Origin of the sequence: Mariniflexile gromovii, assembly GCF_017814435.1 — a bacterium.
In the GTDB taxonomy this organism is placed as follows: Bacteria; Bacteroidota; Bacteroidia; order Flavobacteriales; family Flavobacteriaceae; genus Mariniflexile; species Mariniflexile gromovii.
On sequence record NZ_JAGJCB010000002.1, the window covers coordinates 243,417 to 261,201 of the forward strand.

Consider the following 17,785-nt stretch of genomic DNA (forward strand, 5'->3'; position numbering starts at 1 on the left):
AAAAAACGAATTATGAAAAACGTAATAAACAACTCAAAAAAAGGATTCTTAATGGTAACATTATTTGCTACCTTGTTAAGTTTCGCAAATGAAGGATCATTCTCAACAATTAAAGATGACGCTAAAAAAACGGCTCTAACATTAACTAATGTAAAAGCAGGTAACCAATTATATATAAAGGATGCCAATGGTGTTATATTATATAATGAACTTATCCAGAAATCTGGTATATATGCTAAAGGTTTCGATTTAACATCTTTACCTGAAGGAGAATATGTTTTTGAATTGGATAAAGATTTAGAAACTACAACAATTCCATTTACAGTAAGTTTTAAAAACATTGTAATAAATAGAAACAAAGAAACTACAAGTTACAAGCCTTACATGTCTCAAAAAGGAAACTTACTATTTGTTAGTAAATTGTCTCCAAACTTAGGAGCAGTAAAAATTAGCGTTTATGCCGATAACAACAATGATTACGAATTACTTCACTCAGAAAAAATTGAAGGTTTACAATCTGTAGAAAGAGCTTATAAATTAGAAAAAGGAAATTATAAAATAGTAATTAACTCTGATAATAAAGAGTTCACAAAATTCATTAATAATTAGTTTAATGTCTTATTTAGTTTAGTTGGTAAAGTGGGCTGTGGTGGCCCACTTTTTTTTGCTCTAATTTAATTATAGAGTATCATTTATTTATTATCCATTTCCTAAAGTATTTTCTTAAATATACATATTTAACCCCAATATATTCTATTTTAATTTAACACAAAATTGATGTAAAAATAACAGATAAAATAGCATATAAATACATCAATATCAGTGTTTTAATAACTAAAAAGCGGTTGTACATTTGTATTGTAAAACGTTAAAAAACCCAAATTATGAAAAACGTATTAAACAACTCAAAAAAAGGAATCTTAATGGTAACAATGTTTGCTACCTTGTTAAGTTTCGCAAATGAAGTATCATTATTTAAAATTGAAAATGATGCTGAAAAGACCTCCATTACTTTAAACAATGTAAAGCAAGGAAACCTATTATCTATTAAGGATAATAATGGTGTTGTACTATATAAAGAACTCATTCAAGAATCTGGAACCTACACGAATGGTTTCGATTTAACCACACTTCCAAATGGTGGTTACATTTTTGAACTTGATAAAGATGTAGAAATACAAACAATCCCTTTTACAGTATCAGTAAACACAGTTACTTTTAACAAAGAAATGGAAGCTACCATTTTTAAACCAGTAACAAGAGTTAAAGGCGATGTAGTTTATGTATCAAGATTGTCGTTAAACAAAGCTCCAATGGAAATAGCTATTTACCGTACAGACACTAATAACACTTTTAGCAACGAAGAACTTATTTATTCTGAAACTATTGAAAATACAGAAAACACTAGCAGAATTTATAAGCTAACAGGCAGAAACCATGGTAATTACAAAATTGTTTTTACTACTGAAGAGCGTGTTTTTACTACAGAAATTAACTAACCAACCCTAATTACTATTAAAAAGAGTGGGCATTTTGCTCACTCTTTTTAATTTAAAATAGTTTTAGCTGACCATCTTTAAACTGCTCATGCAATGGGGTGTTTAACTTAGGCATCACCTTATCTTTAAAATATTTTTGTCTCGCCAATTTTACAAGATTATTGATTTGTTCGGCAATTTTTCCTTCACCGCACATTCTGGTTCCGTAACGACTATCGTTTAAAGTTCCGCCGTGGCAACTTTCAATTTGATGCAGCACTTTTTCTGCTCTATCGGGCATGGTTTTGTGAATCCAATCGGAAAAAATTTCTCCAATGGCACCATTAAGTCTTACGATAGTATGTGCTATTCCTAAGGCACCATTTTCAGAAGCTGCTTTTGCTAAAGGCAATATTTCATGACTGTTTATAGATGGAATAATGGGTGCCAACATCACATTTACAGGAATACCATTATCACTTAAAGTTTTTACAGTTTCCAAACGCCGTTTTATGGTAGCAGTTCTAGGTTCTAAAACACGTCTGGTTTCTTCTGATAGCGAAGTAATTGATACATTTACCCCTATTAAATTGTCTTTTGAAAGCTCTTTTAAAACATCCAAATCCCTCAAAATCAAAGCATTCTTTGTAATAATGGCAACGGGGTGTTTGTATTTTAAAAACACTTCCAAACATTGTCTGGTAATTTCAAATTGCTTTTCGGCAGGTTGGTAACAATCGGTATTACCAGACATTACTATGGGATGCGCTTGCCAACTTTTCTTTTTCAATAAGGCTTCCAAAAGTTTTGGCGCATCTTTTTTTACCATAATGCGACGCTCAAAATCCAAACCAGCACTATAACCCCAAAATTCATGACTGTTTCTCGCATAACAATAAATACACCCATGTTCGCAACCTTGGTAGGCATTCATGGAATAGGCCATACCAATATCCGGACTTTCAACTTTATTGACGATGGTTTTTGGAAACACCTCTAGATAAAGTGTTTTGTTTTTATCGCTTTCTTCTCCTTCTTTATGGCAGAATTCTAAAAAATCATCACGCATGTCGTGGCTTAATTCGAAGAATTTATTGGGTACATTAAGCTGAGCACCACGGCCTTTTATGGTAGATTTTGAATCCATTTTTAATAAAAATAAAGATTGTATGCAGAAAGTAGCACTTTAAAATTACTTATAATTTCCAGTGAAAACTGTTAAAAGAACAATGGGTTATTAACAAAGTAAGGTATTGAAAGAAAAATTATCTTTATAAAAGAAAAAAATCCATTTAGTTTATAAGCACAAATTCGATCTTAAAAACAGATTCCTTAATGTTTTATCAAATATGTGTTAAATTGTCTGTGGAGTTAAAAAAATCCATATTTTAGACTTGTTCAAATTTTTTAAACTTTATTAAAGGATTTTAAGAAACAAACCGTTATGAAAAAGCTTTATATATTACTTTTCGTTTTAATTACCAGCACTTTAACCGCACAAAACAGAGAGATGCTCTCGTATAAATTAGATGACGTGGTTAGTTTGGATGTTCCAAAAAATTTCGTGGAATCGGACACTATTGTAGATGGTGTACAAATACGCCAAATTAGATTTAAAACCGATACTTACAATTTTATTGCCCAAAGAGTGCTTTTTGAAAATGAAGACCAAAAAACAAGTCTTTCTAGGCTGCCTTACGATTACGCCAGTTTAATTGATGAATATGAACGAGTTATAGCCAGAATGCGCTATAGAGTGCCTTATTACTTAAAAAACACGACACTTGTAAAAAAAGATGGTTTTACAGGTTATAATTTGAAATTTGAAAACGATTTAGGAACCCCTACTTACGAGGCTGAATTTTACTTATTAAACAAAAATTTATACACGTTTTTCTATGCTAGCGACACGCAGTTTAATGCCGACGTTAAAACCGAGCTTTTCAACTCCGTTAAAATAAATACCGAGAACGATATTAGCCAATATTTAGGGAAAGCACCAAAATACAGATATGGCTACGTGTTGGCTACTTACTTCTTTTTAAGTTTATTTATTATTTGGGTTATTATTATTTCGATTAAAATTTACAGAAAGAAAAAAGGGAAGTCTAGTATTTTTCATGAGTAGGATTGGGGTTATATCCTTATTGTTTTCATTTTAAAAAGTAATTGTGAATCTTTATAAAATATCTATAACATTATTTATTACAGTCGCAATAATGTTTTTTGTTGCGGTTGATCAGTTTACCACAACAAGTAATATCAATCCTATTATGAGTACAATTGGAGAGATTTGTTTTATATTATGGCTTCCTACTTTTGTGATTTCAGTCATTTTAATTTTTCTACATAATTGTAGAAAATCAAAAAAGTAATGTAATACTAAATAAAGGAAAAAACACTAATTTGAAATACTATTTATTTCTTGATGAAAGTGGAGACCACGGATTAAAAACAATCGACAAAAGTTTTCCGATTTTTTTGTTGTGTGGAATTCTGATTTCTGAAGAAAATTACAGATTAATTAGGGCTGATATTAATCAAATTAAAATTGAATTTTGGAATAATAAAAATGTGATTTTCCATTCAAGAGATATTAGAAAATGTAATAATGAATTTCAAATATTATTTGATTTAGATATTAAAAAGAAATTTTATAATTCTATTAATAGTCTAGTAGAAAAACCTCTATATCATATTATTGCTGCTGCAATAAATAAAACAGAGTTCATAAAAAAATATGGAAAACTAGAAAACGATGTTTACGAAATATCTCTTTCTTTTATACTTGAAAGAACTGTTTTTTGTTTAGATAACCTTGGAAATTGTAATGAATTAGAGATAATTATTGAAAGAAGAGGGAAAAAAGAAGATACTAAACTTGGGGAACATATACAGAAAGTCAGGCAAATTGGGACATATTACGTTGACGCTGAAAGAATTCAAAATTATGGCTTCAAACCAAAGTTTAGTTGGAAAAATGAAAATATTAATGGACTTCAACTATCCGATTTAATTGCTTATCCAATTGCAAGGAAAATTCTAAATCCCCAAGGCGTTAATTTATCTTTTGACAAATTAAAACATAATATTTACACAAAAAACGGTAAGGTTTACGGACTTAAGAAATTTCCATAAAAACAAAAAGGCTGAGAAAACCCAACCTTTTACGCCGACCGGGGACACCCCAATCCTAATATTTTTTAACAACCTATTGTCGTTATACTCTGCAAAGGTAACAAAAATAAATAACCTCACCCAACAGAGTATTTAAAAACAACTAAATTTATCCCAAATTATATCTCATCTATATCTTAATTACTCTTTTTAGTCGGAAAAACATACATAAACTAACATTATTATTTAACCCCAAAACCTACTTCCCAGGAAAATTAGCCTTCCGCTTTTGTAAAAAAGCGGTAGTACCCTCCGTAAAATCATCGGTACCAAAACAATTTCCAAATTCCTCTATTTCAACATCATAACCATTAACACCATCTTCAAAATTAGCGTTAATAGCTCGAATGGCCGAACTTATGGCAACCAATGAATTGTTTGAGATTTTATTGGCTATTTTTTCGCAAAGTGGAAGCAATTCTTCTTGTGGCACTACATGGTTTACCAAACCATAATTTAAGGCTTGGTTGGCATCAATCATATTTGCGGTCATAATCATTTCCATAGCGCGCCCTTTACCAATTAATTGAGGCAAACGTTGTGTGCCTCCATACCCGGGAATCACCCCAAGCGACACTTCTGGAAGTCCCATTTTAGCATTATCGCTCGCTACCCTAAAATGGCATGCCATGGCTAATTCCAAGCCACCACCAAGCGCAAAACCATTAACAGCAGCAATTACGGGTTTTGATAGGTTTTCAACAAAATCAAACAGCATTTCTTGACCTTTAGCTGCCAGTTTTGTGCCTTCATTTACATTAAAATCGGCAAATTCGCTAATATCGGCACCGGCAACAAAGGCTTTTTCGCCACTTCCGGTTAAAATAATAACTTTAGTGTCGTCATCTTCTTCCTCATCGTTAAAAGCTTCGTGCAATTCTTCAATCGTTTCTTTGTTTAAAGCATTTAATTTGTTTGGTCGGTTAATGGTTATGGTAGTGATACCATTGTTTTCTTCTACTAAAATATTTTTGTATGCCATTGTTTTATTATTATTTAGATGAGGCTGTCTGAAAAGTGTTTAATGTTTTATTTGTCAGGTTGAGCTTGTCGAAACCGATATTGATTATCAGTAAGTTGAAATATTTCGACAAGCTCAATATGACATAGAACTGCACTTTTCAGACAGACTCATTTTATTCCTTGGGAAACGTTACCCTAAATATAGTGCCTTTATCTTTTTCGGTTGTAAATGTAATGGTGCCTTTATAGGTTTCTACCATGTTTTTAACCATGGCTAAACCAAGCCCCATACCACTGGTTTTGGTGGTGAATTTGGGTTCGAAAACCTTATCCACATTTTCTTCTAAAATACCCGAACCATTGTCTGCCACCGTAATAATCACATCTTTGGCATCGGTAGATACATTGATGCTTATTTTTGGGGTTATAGTATCTGGTATGGATTGAATAGCATTTTTAACCAAATTGGTAACCACACGTATTAATTGGGTTCGGTCTAATTTAGCTATAATTTCTTCTTTCTCCGCCGAAAAATCGATATAATCTTCATTAAATATTTCTAAAGCGAGCCTTACAATATTCACCACATTTAAAGTTTCGTTTTGTTGCGCTGGCATATTTGCAAAATTTGAAAATGCAGATGCTATAGAACTCATGGTATCTATTTGCTGAATTAAGGTTTTGCTATATTCATCTAATTTGGAATGGATATTTTCATCTTGAGGATTAAATTTTCGTTGGAAGTTTTGAACTGTTAATCGCATGGGAGTTAAGGGGTTTTTAATTTCGTGCGCTACTTGTTTTGCCATTTCCCTCCAAGCCTGTTCGCGCTCGCTTCGTGCCAATTGTATGGCACTTTCCTCCAGTTCGTCAATCATGCTGTTATACGAACTCACTAGTGTTGATATTTCTTCACTGGTATCATTCACAATAATTTTTTGGTTGCGTTTTTCCAATCGGGTGGTATTGATTTTATCACTTATGGCTTTTAACGATTTTGTAATGTATTTAGATAATAAAAACGCAATTGCAATGGCCATAAGCAACACAAACATAAAGGCAAAGGCGATACGTTTTAAAAATTCTAAAAGCTCTTTGGTTAAAAAATCGTCCTTTTCTAAATAGGGTAAATTTAATATGGCAATGGATTTGGATTTTTGGTCTACAAGATAAGTGTACGATGATTGAAAGGTTTCTCCATTTTCAACGCGCTTAAAAACATATCGATGGTGTGCTGTATTGGATAGGGCATTTAAAATTTCGGCATCTATACATTGGTCTGCTACATTATTTTGCAAACCAGCTTTTGAAGAAATTAGTAAAGAGCCCTCTAAATCGTATAAATTAATTTGAAGTTTATGGATATCGGCAATGTTGTAAACTTCTTCTTTAAATATGATGGGGATGTTTTCCGTTTTTACTTCCCAAGTGTTTTGTCTGCCGTTTAAAACCCGTCTTAAATGGGTTTGAATGTTCTCTTCTTTACGTTCTAAACGTTCTTTGTGGTAATCGCCACTTTGTTCGTTGTATTGGTAAATGGCTACCGCCGAAATAAGTACGGATGCCAACAATACCAAGAGTATCATAGCTAAAAAAATACGGGTTCGTAAAGAGAGTTTTTTTAGTTTCATATAATGAATGATGCCTTAAATATAGCAATAATCGAACCAAAGACCGCAAGGGAAAATTCCAAAAAAAATAAATTCCAAATTCTAAACGTATCTATTGGGATTTGCTGTTTGAAAATTGGGTTTTCAATTAAGCTTCCGGATTTTTACTTCGGATGTTTTTATAAACCTTGAAACCTAACATGATTAAAACTCCCAAAACAATAATGCCCACAACGCCCCAAACCCAATTGATGGCACTTTTTAAAATGACCAAAAACACAACAGCAAATAGGATAAACGTAGCACCTTCATTCCAAATACGCATAAAACTGGATGTTTTTTTTACCACATCGTTTTGAAGTTGCTTGTAATATTGATGTGTTTTTAGGTGATAAATGATGAGCAATAAAACGAATGCTAATTTTACATGCATCCAAGGTTGTTGTAACCAAAACGGTTGTAAAATGAGCAGCCAAATAGCGAAAATGGTAGCTAAAATAGCTGATGGCCATGTGATGATGAACCACAAACGCTTTGCCATAAGTTTGAGTTGTTTCCCTAGAATTTCTTTGTCGGGTGATGGTTTATGGAACGCTTCAATTTGATACACAAACAACCTAGGAATGTAAAACAAACCTGCAAACCAAGTAATGACAAAAATAAGATGAAACGATTTTATGTAGTTGTAATACTCCATAACTAAACGGGTTGATTGATTAAAGTGGTTTTTACTTCTCTATTTAAAAAATAAGCAGTTACGATGGTTGAAAGCACATCGGAAATAGGGAAGGATATCCACACTCCTAATTCGCCATAAAACTTTGGCAATATTAAAATTAACGGAATGAAGAAAAACCCTTGGCGCGTTAAGGTTAATAACAAGGCAGGAATTGCTTTCCCGATAGACTGAAAATAGGCTGCCCCAATAAGTTGTACTGCTATAATTGGTGTGGCGGCAAATACCCAACGCATATCGTTTGGTGTTTGTTTTATAACCTCTACATCGGTAGTAAACATGCGGGTAATAGCTTCTGGGAACACCATTAATACAATAAATATGCAGGTTGATAATATGGTGGCATATTTTATGGCGATATTGATGCTTTGCCGAACCCTATGGTAATTTTGAGCGCCATAGTTAAAGCCCGCAATGGGCAAAAAGCCTTGTGTAATACCCAACACCGGAAACATGGCAAACATGAGCATACGACCCACAATGGCGTAAGCTGTTACAGAGATTTCACCACCTAAATCGAACAAAATATTATTCATAAACAAATAGGTAATACTCACTACAGCTTGTCGTGCCAAGGTTACAAATCCTAAGGATGCTATTTCGGAAACTATAGACGGACTTAAGCCAAAATGCAAAGCGTTAATTTTTAATTCGGAGTTTTTAGAAAGGAAAAACCAAAAAATAAAAATGAAACAAATGATGTACGAAATGGAGGTTGCCCAAGCAGCACCTTCCATTCCAAAGTCCAATACGTTTATAAAAATATAATCTAAAAGTAAGTTGCTTACCGATGGAATCATCATAGCATACATGGCAAATTTAGGCTTCCCTTCGGCTCTAATTACCGTATTCCCCATCATACTCAACGCCAAAAACGGTACGCCATACAACACAATGGTATAGTAAATTTTTGCAGGTTCAAAAATAGCGCCCTTTCCACCAAACGATAGGATGATAGCATCTGCAAAAAACAATCCAATCACAACTAAAGAAATAGTAAGCAATAAGGTAAGTGTAATTTGATTTCCAAAGGTTTTAAGCGCTTTATCTTTACTGCCAGAGCCCAATGCCCTAGAAATAATAGAAGAACCACCTATGCCAATGGCCATACCCAGAGCCGCTATAAAAAACGATACGGGTAACACCACATTAATGGCCGCTATGGCTGTAGAGCCTATCCAATGACCCACAAAAATAGTATCAACCAAAATATTTAGCGACATCACCAAAATACCAATAGATGCCGGAACCGCTTGCTTGATTAAAATTTTCCCGATGGGTTGCGAGCCTAAATCTTGTGATGATACTTTTGCCATTACGCTTTAATTGTTTCAGCAGTTGCCCAATGATTGATCCATTTAGAAAGTAAGGCTACCCAAGCATCATCATCGTTTAAGCAAGGTACGGTTGTAAAATCCTTTCCACCCATTTCATGGAAAATTTCCTGACCTTCCATCGCTATTTCTTCCAACGTTTCCAAACAGTCGCTTACAAATGCTGGGGTAACAATGGCCATACTTTTAAGGCCTTTTTTACCTAAACGCTCAATGGTTCTATCGGTATACGGTTGTAACCATGGGTCGAATCCTAAACGGGATTGGAACGATGTTGAATACGAACCTTCCTTTAATTGAAGTTTTTCGGCCACCAATCTAGTAACCTCTAAACATTGATGGCGGTAACAAAACTCGTGTGCCTTACTTGGCGTTACACAACAACTACCATCTATTTTACAATGCGATTTTGTAATATCGCTTTTTCGAATATGCCGTTCTGGAACCCCATGATATGAAAATAATAGATGTTCGTAATTCTTACCCTCCAAATGTTTTTTTATGGAATCTGAAAGCACTTCAATATAATCGGGTTTGTTGTAAAATGCAGGCACCGATTCAATTTTTAAATTAGGAAAGTATTGCTGGCGAAGTTCCTCGGCTAAAACCGTAATGGTTTCGGTAGTTGCCATGGCAAATTGTGGATATAGTGGAAACAGCAACACCTCAGAAACACCTTTATCTACCAATTCTTGAAGTCCTTTTTTAATGGTCATACTGCCATAACGCATGGCTAGTGCCACAGGCATTTCAACCTGTTTTTGTATTTTCTTTTGAAGCCTTTCTGAAAGCACAATTAAAGGAGAACCTTCCTCCCACCATATTTTTTTATACGCCGCTGCCGATTGTTTTGGGCGTGTTTTTAAAATAATGCCTTTTACAAGTGCTGTTCTGGCTATCAAGGGAATATCGATAACGCGCTCATCCATTAAAAATTCGCCTAAATATTTTTTTACGTCTTTTGGGGTTGGGCTATCGGGTGAGCCAAGGTTTACTAGTAAAATTCCTTTTTTCATTTAATAATTTTATTGTTTCTCAGACCTCACAGGTTTTAAAAACCTGTGAGGTCTACTTTCAAAATCAACCTTTGTTCTCTTCAATTTTTTGTTGATGGTATAGTTTTGGGCGTTCTTCAGTATAATCGCAATCTTGAAAAATACCGCAAGAAGTACTGGAACGCACTAACGATTTTGTGTTTGCATTTTTAGATAATGCTTCAATTTCTGGGGTTAAATACTTCATCTGTTAATTTTTATTGTTCTAAAATTACCGCTTTAAACAATACAAAATACCACCTAAAAGGTGTTGTTTAAATTCTGGTTCTGCATACGATTCGTTGGTATGACCTAAACCTGTGTAAAACGAGCGCCCGCCATCAAACTCATGATACCATGCTATAGGGTGAAACGCGCCATTTTTTCCGCCTTCATAAGTTGATTCGTCTAAATTCAACAACACATTAATATCTTGATTGATGGATTTAAAGTTATACCATTCGTCGAAATGAACCCACTTTTCTTGCAAATGTTTTGTTGATGGATGTGTGCTGTTTATGCGTGTTATGGTTGCGCTCGATTGTTTTGAATGGTTTAAAAAATAAGCGCCCACAAGTTTACCGTACCACGCCCAATCGTATTCGGTATCGGTAGCTGAATGGATGCCCATAAAACTACCCCCATTTTTAATAAAGGTTTCAAAGGCTTTTTCTTCTTCGGCATTTAAAACATCGCCCGTTGTATTAAGAAAAATAACTAATTGGTATTGTTTTAAATTTTCTGGGGTAAATAGCGCTGCATCTTCGGTGTGTGTTATTTCAAAATTATTTTGTTTGCTTAATGCTTCAATGGTTTTTACGCCTATTTCAATAGACTCGTGACGAAAACCACTTGTTTTAGTAAAAACAAGCACTTTGTCTGGACTTTTAGGTGTGTCTGATGATTTGCAAGAAAGTGTTAATAAAACAACAAAAGCAATTAAAATGTTTTTCATAAATTTAGTTTAAAGACATTAAATATTTTTTGGGTGTTGTGCCATATTTCTTTTTAAAAGCCGCAATAAAATGGCTTGCGGTACTGTAACCTACTTTTAAGCCGACTTCATTCACGTTATTTTCTCCCGATTCAAGCAATTTTCTAGCTACTTCCATTTTATAATCGAACAGAAAACTGAACACCGAATCGCCATAAATTTGCTTAAAACCTTCTTTTAATTTTTTTAGATTCAACCCAATTTCATCGGCAAGTTCCTGTAAACTTGGTGGTTCTGCCATTCGGTTTATTATAATATCCTTAGCTTTTCTAATTTTAATAACATTCGTTTCATCAACCAAAAACGGACATTGTTCAATATTGGCATCTTCGCTTCTGTTAAAATACAAACTTAAAAGCTCATAGGCTTTTCCTTTGAAATATAAATCTTTTATGGATTGATTGAGGTTGTAATTGATTAATTGATTAAGCACTATGGCCATAGAGGGCGTTATGCCTCCATCTTTATAATATTTTTTATCCTTGTTATCTTCATTTAAAAATGAAATATAATCGGCTTCCTGGGAAAACAATCCGTGGAATTTTTTAATGGAAATGAGCACAGAAACCATCCAAGAATGGGGACTTACTTGCAAATTGATGGGTAAATCGCGTTGTGGATTGTACAACAACAATGAGTTTTCTTCTAAAATATTGAGCACATAGCGCCCTTCGTTAAAAACAAATTTACTGGAGCCCTTAACGCAAAAATGAAATTGAATGTAATCGCTATGTATTTCTTTAAGAAGACTTTGCGTTTCGCTTCCATCATTTTTATAAACCAAAACCAAAAAACCATCTTCTACTTTTGTTTCGTCAAAAGAACTTACAGCGTTATTTTTTAGTGGACTTTTATCGTTATTTCCAATCATCTTATTTAGATTTATTCTAAATTAATTACTCCAAACACATTGGTTTTACTGCAAAAATATGACATTTATCATATATTCCTTTAAAAACACGCCAAAAAACCACAAACGACACTAAAAGTTCTTTCAGCGTTATTTTTTTTGTTTCCATACATCTACATTTGCTTTCGGAATTACAAAACCAACTATGCACCAATACAATATATCTAAAAGCAAGTACTTTTACGCCATTGGCTTAAGTTATAAAAAAGCTGATGCGGACGTACGTGGGCATTTTAGTTTGGATGATACTGCAAAATTAGCACTACTTAATCAAGCTAAAGAGAATGCTATTGAAAGTTTGGTGGTAACCTCTACGTGTAATCGTACCGAAATTTATGGGTTTGCAGAACATCCATTTCAATTGATTCAATTACTTTGCGATAATACGCGAGGCACGGTTGAAGAATTTCAAAAAGTAGCTTACGTTTATAAAAATAATGATGCCATTGCCCACATGTTTCGTGTAGGTTCTGGTTTGGATAGCCAAATTCTTGGTGATTTTGAAATTATCAGCCAATTAAAGAAAAGTGCACGTAATTCTAAAAAACTAGGTTTGTTAAACCATTTTACCGAACGTTTGGTAAATGCTGTGATTCAAGCTAGTAAACGTATAAAAAATGAAACCGAAATTTCATCGGGTGCAACCTCTGTTTCTTTTGCTTCGGTACAATACATTTTTAATACCGTTGAAAATGTTTCAAACAAAAATATTTTACTTTTTGGAACAGGAAAAATAGGCAGAAACACTTGCGAAAATTTAGTGAAACACACTAAAAACGAGCATATTACTTTAATAAACAGAACGAAAGACAAAGCAGAACAAATTGCTGGAAAATTCAATTTACTAGTTAAGGATTATGCCAATTTACAAGAAGAAATCCAAACGTCTGATATTTTAATTGTTGCAACAGGTGCACAACGCCCTACTATTGATAAGCACATCATTCAAACACAAAAACCACTGCTGATTTTAGATTTATCCATTCCAAAAAATGTGGATGCCAATGTGGAAGAGTTGGATAACGTGACGCTGGTACATTTAGATCATTTATCTCAAATTACCGATAAAACTTTAGAAGCTAGAAAAGCGCATATTCCCCTAGCTGAAACTATTATTAAAGAAGTAAAAGCGGAGTTTAACAATTGGTTGGAAACCCGAAAATTTGCACCAACCATAAAAGCTTTAAAAGATAAATTGCAAGATTTCGCTGCTGCGGAATTAGATACTCAACGCAAAAAAAACAGTGATTTTAACGAAGCACAAGCTGAGTTAATTAGCAATAATATCATACAAAAAATTACAAATCATTTTGCGCATCATTTAAAAGATGATGGCATTCCTACCGATGAAAGTCTGGAACTCATAAAAAAAGTGTTTCAGTTAGAAACAACAATACATGTCTAAAATTATAAGAATTGGTACCCGCGATAGCGAATTAGCGTTATGGCAAGCCAAAATAGTACAAAGTTTACTCGAAAATTTAGGTCATAAAACTCAATTGGTCCCTGTAAAATCTACAGGCGATTTGGTTTTAGACAAACCCCTCTACGAATTAGGTATCACAGGCATATTTACACGCACACTGGACATCGCCATGCTTAACCATGATATTGATATTGCGGTGCACTCGTTAAAAGATGTGCCTACCGTTTTACCAAAAGGGATTGTACAAGCAGCCGTATTAAAACGTGGCAACGTAAACGACACCCTGGTTTTTAAAAATAACGAAGAGTTTTTAGGTTCTAAAGAAGCCATTATTGCCACAGGAAGTTTACGCAGACGTGCCCAATGGCTTAACCGTTTCCCAACACATACCGTTGTTGGTTTACGAGGCAATGTGAATTCACGTTTACAAAAACTGGAAGAAAATGAAGATTGGAACGGTGCTATTTTTGCTGCCGCTGGTATTGGTAGAATAGGAATTAGACCTGAAGAAGCCATTAATTTAGATTGGATGATTCCTGCACCAGCACAAGGCGCTATTATGATTACTGCTTTGGCTGAGGATGAATTTGTTCTTGAAGCATGCAAAGGACTTAACCACGAAGAAACCGAAATTTGCACCTCGATTGAACGCGAATTTTTAAACAAATTGGAGGGTGGTTGTACAGCTCCTATAGGCGCATTGGCTTACATTAAAGATGAAGAAGTAAATTTTAAAGGGGTTTTGCTAAGTGTTGATGGTTCTAAACGCATTGATGTAACCCGTGTTAAAAAATTAGGCGAACACCACGATATTGCCAATTTCTGTGCTAATTTCGTTATTGAGCGCGGTGGCAAACGATTAATGGATACCATTAAAAATTCCAACAAAAAAACCAATGTTTATTCAACCAAATCGTTTACCGAAGCACAGCGTTTGTTGTTTCATGAAAAAGTAACGGTTGAAAGCAGCGATTTCATTAAAATAAGTTTGAATAGAATCCATCCACGTTTCGTAAAAAACGAGATTCAAAACGTTATTATTACCAGTAAAAATGCTGTGGAGGCATTACTTACCAACTTTTCCCCCATCGAACTTCAGTTTAAAAATATTTATTGTGTAGGGCGTCGTACGAAACGCTTGGTAGAGCAAAAAATAGGCAAAGTTTCGCATTTTGAAAACAATGCTAAAAAACTTGCCAATTATTTAGTGGAATACATGGAAGGAACCGAGGTTACTTATTTTTGTAGTGATTTAAGGTTGGATGATTTACCTACTGTTCTGGAAAAAAACAACATAAAAGTAACCGAAGTTGAAGCTTACCAAACCAAATATGACGGTTTAAAAGTAGCGGACAGTGTTGAAAGCGTTATGTTTTACAGCCCTTCAACCGTTGAAAGTTTTGTTCAAAAAAACAAAGCAGAAATTATAGCTTTTTGCATTGGCGAAACAACCGCTAATGAAGCAAAAAAACACTTTAACGATGTTCGGATTTCTAAGGTGCCGACAGTTGAAAGTGTTATTGAATTAGTAAACGAGCATTATATTTAAATTAACTTATTATTTAGATATTTGTTATAAGTTTTAAATAGGGAGTATAGAATCTTCAACCTAAAACTTTGTTTTTTACTTAAGTGAAATAATCAATTATAATGAAAGGAGAATCGTTACTCAACTATCTTTATCGCTTTTTCGATATTATTGTTCTTTTCTTTATTGTATTTGATTTTGGTTACGATTTTGCCGAAAATTTTACCTCAGCCCATGTGGGAGGCCTTATAGTCTTATCGTTTTTCTTACTATTATTTAATGCTTTTAAGCTTTTCGTATATAGACTAAAAAAAGGAAAAAAAATTGCTTTAGTAAACATGATTATTATTTCTGTTTTATTAGCAATTTCTTTTATAGTGGCATTGGTTCATATCAAGCACGATTTCCACCATATTTTACAAAAAATCAAACCTGTTCTTGAAAGTGGTTTAATCCTATATTTCCTTTTAAGGTTGTTTGTTTTAGTAAGACATATTTACGATGTATATTTTAACCCTGCCATTGTTTTTGTTGGCAGTTTTTTAATTTTGGCGTTGGCCGGTGCGTTTTTACTTTTGTTGCCAAGTGCCACTACCAACGGAATTAGCTTTACAAATGCCTTATTTACAGCTACCAGTAGTGTATGTGTTACGGGTTTAGCTGTAGTTGATACCAGTACCGATTTTACCGTAATGGGGCAATCCATTATATTAACATTGATACAATTAGGCGGTATTGGTATCTTAACCTTTACATCGTTTTTTGCCTTTTTCTTTAGGGGAAGTTCTTCATTTAAAGAAGGCTTGAATACTAAAGATTTTTTAGCTCAGGAAGGGTTGAAAGATGTTTTTAGGGTAGCACTAAACGTGGTGGTTTTTACACTGGGTGTCGAAATTATTGGGGCATTATTCATCTATTTTTCAATTAACACCAATGCAACAATAGGCAACAAGTTTTTCTTTTCCTTGTTTCATTCTATCTCAGCATTTTGTAATGCAGGATTTTCTATAGTTCCATCGGGATTGTTCGACCAAAGTATCCGTTTTAATTATTCCTTTCAATGGATTATCATGGTCCTTATTGTTTTTGGAGGGCTTGGGCATCACATCATATTCAATTTTTATAAATATTTAAAAACCTATGTTTTAGAATTATTCAATAAAAAAATAATTCACAAACGTGTACCCATTATAACTCTTAATTCTAAAATAGTTATTTATACAACGGCAGTATTATTGTTTGTTGGATGGATTTTCTTGTTTATTTCAGAATACAATAATACCCTTTTAGAACATACAACAGCTTTTGGAAAAATAACAAATGCAGCCTTTAATTCGGTAACACCAAGAACGGCCGGTTTTAATGTGGTAGACTATACGCAAATGACGGTGCCTTCGCTATTATTCATTATATTTCTAATGTGGATTGGGGCATCACCTGCTTCAACTGGTGGTGGTATAAAAACCAGTACCTTTGCATTGGCTACTTTAAACATATTTGCCATTGCTAGAGGAAAGAGTAGAATAGAAGTTTTTGGAAGGCGCTTTTCAGCAGAATCAACCTCCAGAGCTTTTGCCATTTTATGTATTTCCTTAATTATAATTGGTATAGCAATTATGGCTTTATTAATTTTAGAACCCAAAGACACACCGCTGTTAACAGTGGTTTTTGAATGTTTTTCGGCATATAGTACCGTTGGTTTAAGCTTAAATTTTACTCCAACGCTTACCGAAGCCAGCAAATACGTTATTATAGCCGTTATGTTTATTGGTAGAATAGGAATGCTCAATTTAATGATTGGTTTATTACGACAAGTAAACCACCAATTTTATGAGTATCCAAAAGAAAATATTTTAATTAACTAATACGTTTTACAAGATGAAAATAATTGTTTTCGGACTTGGAAATTTTGGAATGTCGCTATGTTTTAGTCTTACTGAAACTGGCAACGAGGTGATAGCCATCGATAAACAAATGGATAAAATAAATCTTGTAAAAGATAAAATTTCGCACGCCATTTGTATGGATTCTACAAACGAATTGGCTTACGATGCGGTTCCATTAAAAGATGCCGATAAAGTTATTGTTGCCATTGGCGAAAACGAGGGTGCTGCCATTATTACCGCCGCCATTATTAAAAAACTGTGCGATGTTAAAATTATTAGTCGTGCGTTATCACCCATACACGATACGGTTTTGGAAGCCATGGGCATACACAGTATTGTACATCCCGAGCAAGATTCGGCCGATAGACTTACCAAACAAATTAATTTTAAATCTACGCTGGAAAACTACCAGCTAGATAATAATTATACCATTTCAGAAGTAAAAGCTAAGAAAGAATTTTACGGCAAAACATTACACGAATTGGATTCTATAGACGAATACAGTCTCACTTTAATTACCATTATTCGCGAAGTTGAAAAAAAGAATTTAATAGGAAAGAAAACCATTGTTAAAGAAACCATTGGTCGTACCTCACCCGAAACCGTTATTTTAAACAATGATATTTTAGTAGTTTACGGTAACAATAAAGATATTGAAAACTACTGCATGGGTGAAGAAGAATACGATTTAAGAAATAAGAATATTTAA

At 33.8% G+C, this 17,785-nt stretch carries 17 protein-coding genes; 8 read left to right on the forward strand and 9 right to left on the reverse strand.

The features are described from left to right. Positions 1–12 precede the first annotated feature (12 nt). Positions 13–609, forward strand: a complete 597-nt coding sequence (locus J8H85_RS02940) for a hypothetical protein (protein WP_209652522.1) — start codon at positions 13–15, stop codon at positions 607–609. 275 nt (positions 610–884) lie between these two features. Beyond that, entirely contained in the window at positions 885–1,499 is a 615-nt protein-coding gene (locus J8H85_RS02945; protein WP_209652524.1) for a hypothetical protein, read from the forward strand. Between the two features lie 52 nt (positions 1,500–1,551). On the opposite strand, the gene J8H85_RS02950 is transcribed toward J8H85_RS02945, so the two are convergent. Then, a complete protein-coding gene (locus tag J8H85_RS02950) occupies positions 1,552–2,625 on the reverse strand; it encodes a PA0069 family radical SAM protein (RefSeq protein WP_209652526.1) in 1,074 nt (357 codons plus the stop codon). A 297-nt stretch (positions 2,626–2,922) separates the two neighbouring features. Here J8H85_RS02950 and J8H85_RS02955 point away from each other — a divergent pair, with 297 nt between their 5' ends. Both J8H85_RS02955 and J8H85_RS02960 read left to right on the forward strand, forming a co-directional pair. Continuing rightward, the gene (locus tag J8H85_RS02955) at positions 2,923–3,606 is read left to right on the forward strand and encodes a hypothetical protein (RefSeq protein ID WP_209652528.1); all 684 of its coding nucleotides are present in this window, start codon (positions 2,923–2,925) and stop codon (positions 3,604–3,606) included. A 278-nt stretch (positions 3,607–3,884) separates the two neighbouring features. Continuing rightward, complete coding sequence (locus J8H85_RS02960; RefSeq protein ID WP_209652530.1) at positions 3,885–4,616, forward strand: DUF3800 domain-containing protein; 732 nt, start codon at positions 3,885–3,887, stop codon at positions 4,614–4,616. A gap of 238 nt (positions 4,617–4,854) precedes the next feature. Here the strand turns inward: J8H85_RS02960 and J8H85_RS02965 are convergent, their stop codons facing one another. The 8 genes from J8H85_RS02965 to J8H85_RS03000 form a co-directional block, all read right to left on the reverse strand. Further along, on the reverse strand, positions 4,855–5,637 hold the full coding sequence (locus tag J8H85_RS02965; RefSeq protein WP_209652532.1) for an enoyl-CoA hydratase/isomerase family protein: 783 nt from the start codon (positions 5,635–5,637) through the stop codon (positions 4,855–4,857). A 154-nt stretch (positions 5,638–5,791) separates the two neighbouring features. Next, positions 5,792–7,249 (reverse strand): sensor histidine kinase, encoded by a 1,458-nt coding sequence (locus tag J8H85_RS02970; protein WP_209652534.1) that lies wholly within the window; start codon positions 7,247–7,249, stop codon positions 5,792–5,794. A gap of 127 nt (positions 7,250–7,376) precedes the next feature. Continuing rightward, positions 7,377–7,925: a CopD family protein gene (locus J8H85_RS02975; protein WP_209652536.1), complete on the reverse strand. Its 549-nt coding sequence runs from the start codon at positions 7,923–7,925 to the stop codon at positions 7,377–7,379. A 2-nt stretch (positions 7,926–7,927) separates the two neighbouring features. Next, a complete protein-coding gene (locus J8H85_RS02980; RefSeq protein ID WP_209652538.1) occupies positions 7,928–9,280 on the reverse strand; it encodes an MATE family efflux transporter in 1,353 nt (450 codons plus the stop codon). Beyond that, complete coding sequence (hemH, locus tag J8H85_RS02985) at positions 9,280–10,314, reverse strand: ferrochelatase (protein WP_209652540.1); 1,035 nt, start codon at positions 10,312–10,314, stop codon at positions 9,280–9,282. The genes J8H85_RS02980 and hemH overlap by 1 nt, the downstream gene beginning before the upstream one ends. A 64-nt stretch (positions 10,315–10,378) precedes the next feature. Further along, entirely contained in the window at positions 10,379–10,540 is a 162-nt protein-coding gene (locus J8H85_RS02990; protein ID WP_209652542.1) for a hypothetical protein, read from the reverse strand. Between the two features lie 24 nt (positions 10,541–10,564). Beyond that, positions 10,565–11,287 (reverse strand): ThuA domain-containing protein, encoded by a 723-nt coding sequence (locus J8H85_RS02995; RefSeq protein ID WP_209652544.1) that lies wholly within the window; start codon positions 11,285–11,287, stop codon positions 10,565–10,567. Positions 11,288–11,291: 4 nt separating this feature from the next. Then, on the reverse strand, positions 11,292–12,197 hold the full coding sequence (locus tag J8H85_RS03000) for an AraC family transcriptional regulator (RefSeq protein ID WP_209652546.1): 906 nt from the start codon (positions 12,195–12,197) through the stop codon (positions 11,292–11,294). 184 nt (positions 12,198–12,381) lie between these two features. On the opposite strand from J8H85_RS03000, the gene hemA reads away from it, so the two are divergent. The 4 genes from hemA (at position 12,382) to J8H85_RS03020 (ending at position 17,785) form a co-directional block, all read left to right on the forward strand. Next, positions 12,382–13,641 carry a glutamyl-tRNA reductase gene (hemA, locus tag J8H85_RS03005; RefSeq protein ID WP_209652548.1) on the forward strand — a complete coding sequence of 420 codons (1,260 nt, stop codon included), beginning with the start codon at positions 12,382–12,384 and terminating at the stop codon, positions 13,639–13,641. After that, a complete protein-coding gene (gene hemC, locus J8H85_RS03010) occupies positions 13,634–15,211 on the forward strand; it encodes a hydroxymethylbilane synthase (RefSeq protein ID WP_209652550.1) in 1,578 nt (525 codons plus the stop codon). The genes hemA and hemC overlap by 8 nt, the downstream gene beginning before the upstream one ends. Before the next feature lie 101 nt (positions 15,212–15,312). Next, entirely contained in the window at positions 15,313–17,055 is a 1,743-nt protein-coding gene (locus J8H85_RS03015; RefSeq protein WP_209652552.1) for a TrkH family potassium uptake protein, read from the forward strand. Between the two features lie 13 nt (positions 17,056–17,068). After that, positions 17,069–17,785 carry a potassium channel family protein gene (locus J8H85_RS03020; RefSeq protein WP_209652553.1) on the forward strand — a complete coding sequence of 239 codons (717 nt, stop codon included), beginning with the start codon at positions 17,069–17,071 and terminating at the stop codon, positions 17,783–17,785.

Coding starts and splice junctions, on each gene's coding strand:
- J8H85_RS02955 (WP_209652528.1), top strand. CDS start 2,923: ATGAAAAAGCTTTATATATTACTTTTCGTTTTAATTACCAGCACTTTA.
- J8H85_RS02945 (WP_209652524.1), top strand. CDS start 885: ATGAAAAACGTATTAAACAACTCAAAAAAAGGAATCTTAATGGTAACA.
- J8H85_RS02975 (WP_209652536.1), bottom strand. CDS start 7,925: ATGGAGTATTACAACTACATAAAATCGTTTCATCTTATTTTTGTCATT.
- J8H85_RS03015 (WP_209652552.1), top strand. CDS start 15,313: ATGAAAGGAGAATCGTTACTCAACTATCTTTATCGCTTTTTCGATATT.
- J8H85_RS02970 (WP_209652534.1), bottom strand. CDS start 7,249: ATGAAACTAAAAAAACTCTCTTTACGAACCCGTATTTTTTTAGCTATG.
- J8H85_RS02940 (WP_209652522.1), top strand. CDS start 13: ATGAAAAACGTAATAAACAACTCAAAAAAAGGATTCTTAATGGTAACA.
- hemA (WP_209652548.1), top strand. CDS start 12,382: ATGCACCAATACAATATATCTAAAAGCAAGTACTTTTACGCCATTGGC.
- J8H85_RS02995 (WP_209652544.1), bottom strand. CDS start 11,287: ATGAAAAACATTTTAATTGCTTTTGTTGTTTTATTAACACTTTCTTGC.
- hemH (WP_209652540.1), bottom strand. CDS start 10,314: ATGAAAAAAGGAATTTTACTAGTAAACCTTGGCTCACCCGATAGCCCA.
- J8H85_RS03000 (WP_209652546.1), bottom strand. CDS start 12,197: ATGATTGGAAATAACGATAAAAGTCCACTAAAAAATAACGCTGTAAGT.
- hemC (WP_209652550.1), top strand. CDS start 13,634: ATGTCTAAAATTATAAGAATTGGTACCCGCGATAGCGAATTAGCGTTA.
- J8H85_RS02965 (WP_209652532.1), bottom strand. CDS start 5,637: ATGGCATACAAAAATATTTTAGTAGAAGAAAACAATGGTATCACTACC.
- J8H85_RS03020 (WP_209652553.1), top strand. CDS start 17,069: ATGAAAATAATTGTTTTCGGACTTGGAAATTTTGGAATGTCGCTATGT.
- J8H85_RS02990 (WP_209652542.1), bottom strand. CDS start 10,540: ATGAAGTATTTAACCCCAGAAATTGAAGCATTATCTAAAAATGCAAAC.
- J8H85_RS02980 (WP_209652538.1), bottom strand. CDS start 9,280: ATGGCAAAAGTATCATCACAAGATTTAGGCTCGCAACCCATCGGGAAA.
- J8H85_RS02950 (WP_209652526.1), bottom strand. CDS start 2,625: ATGGATTCAAAATCTACCATAAAAGGCCGTGGTGCTCAGCTTAATGTA.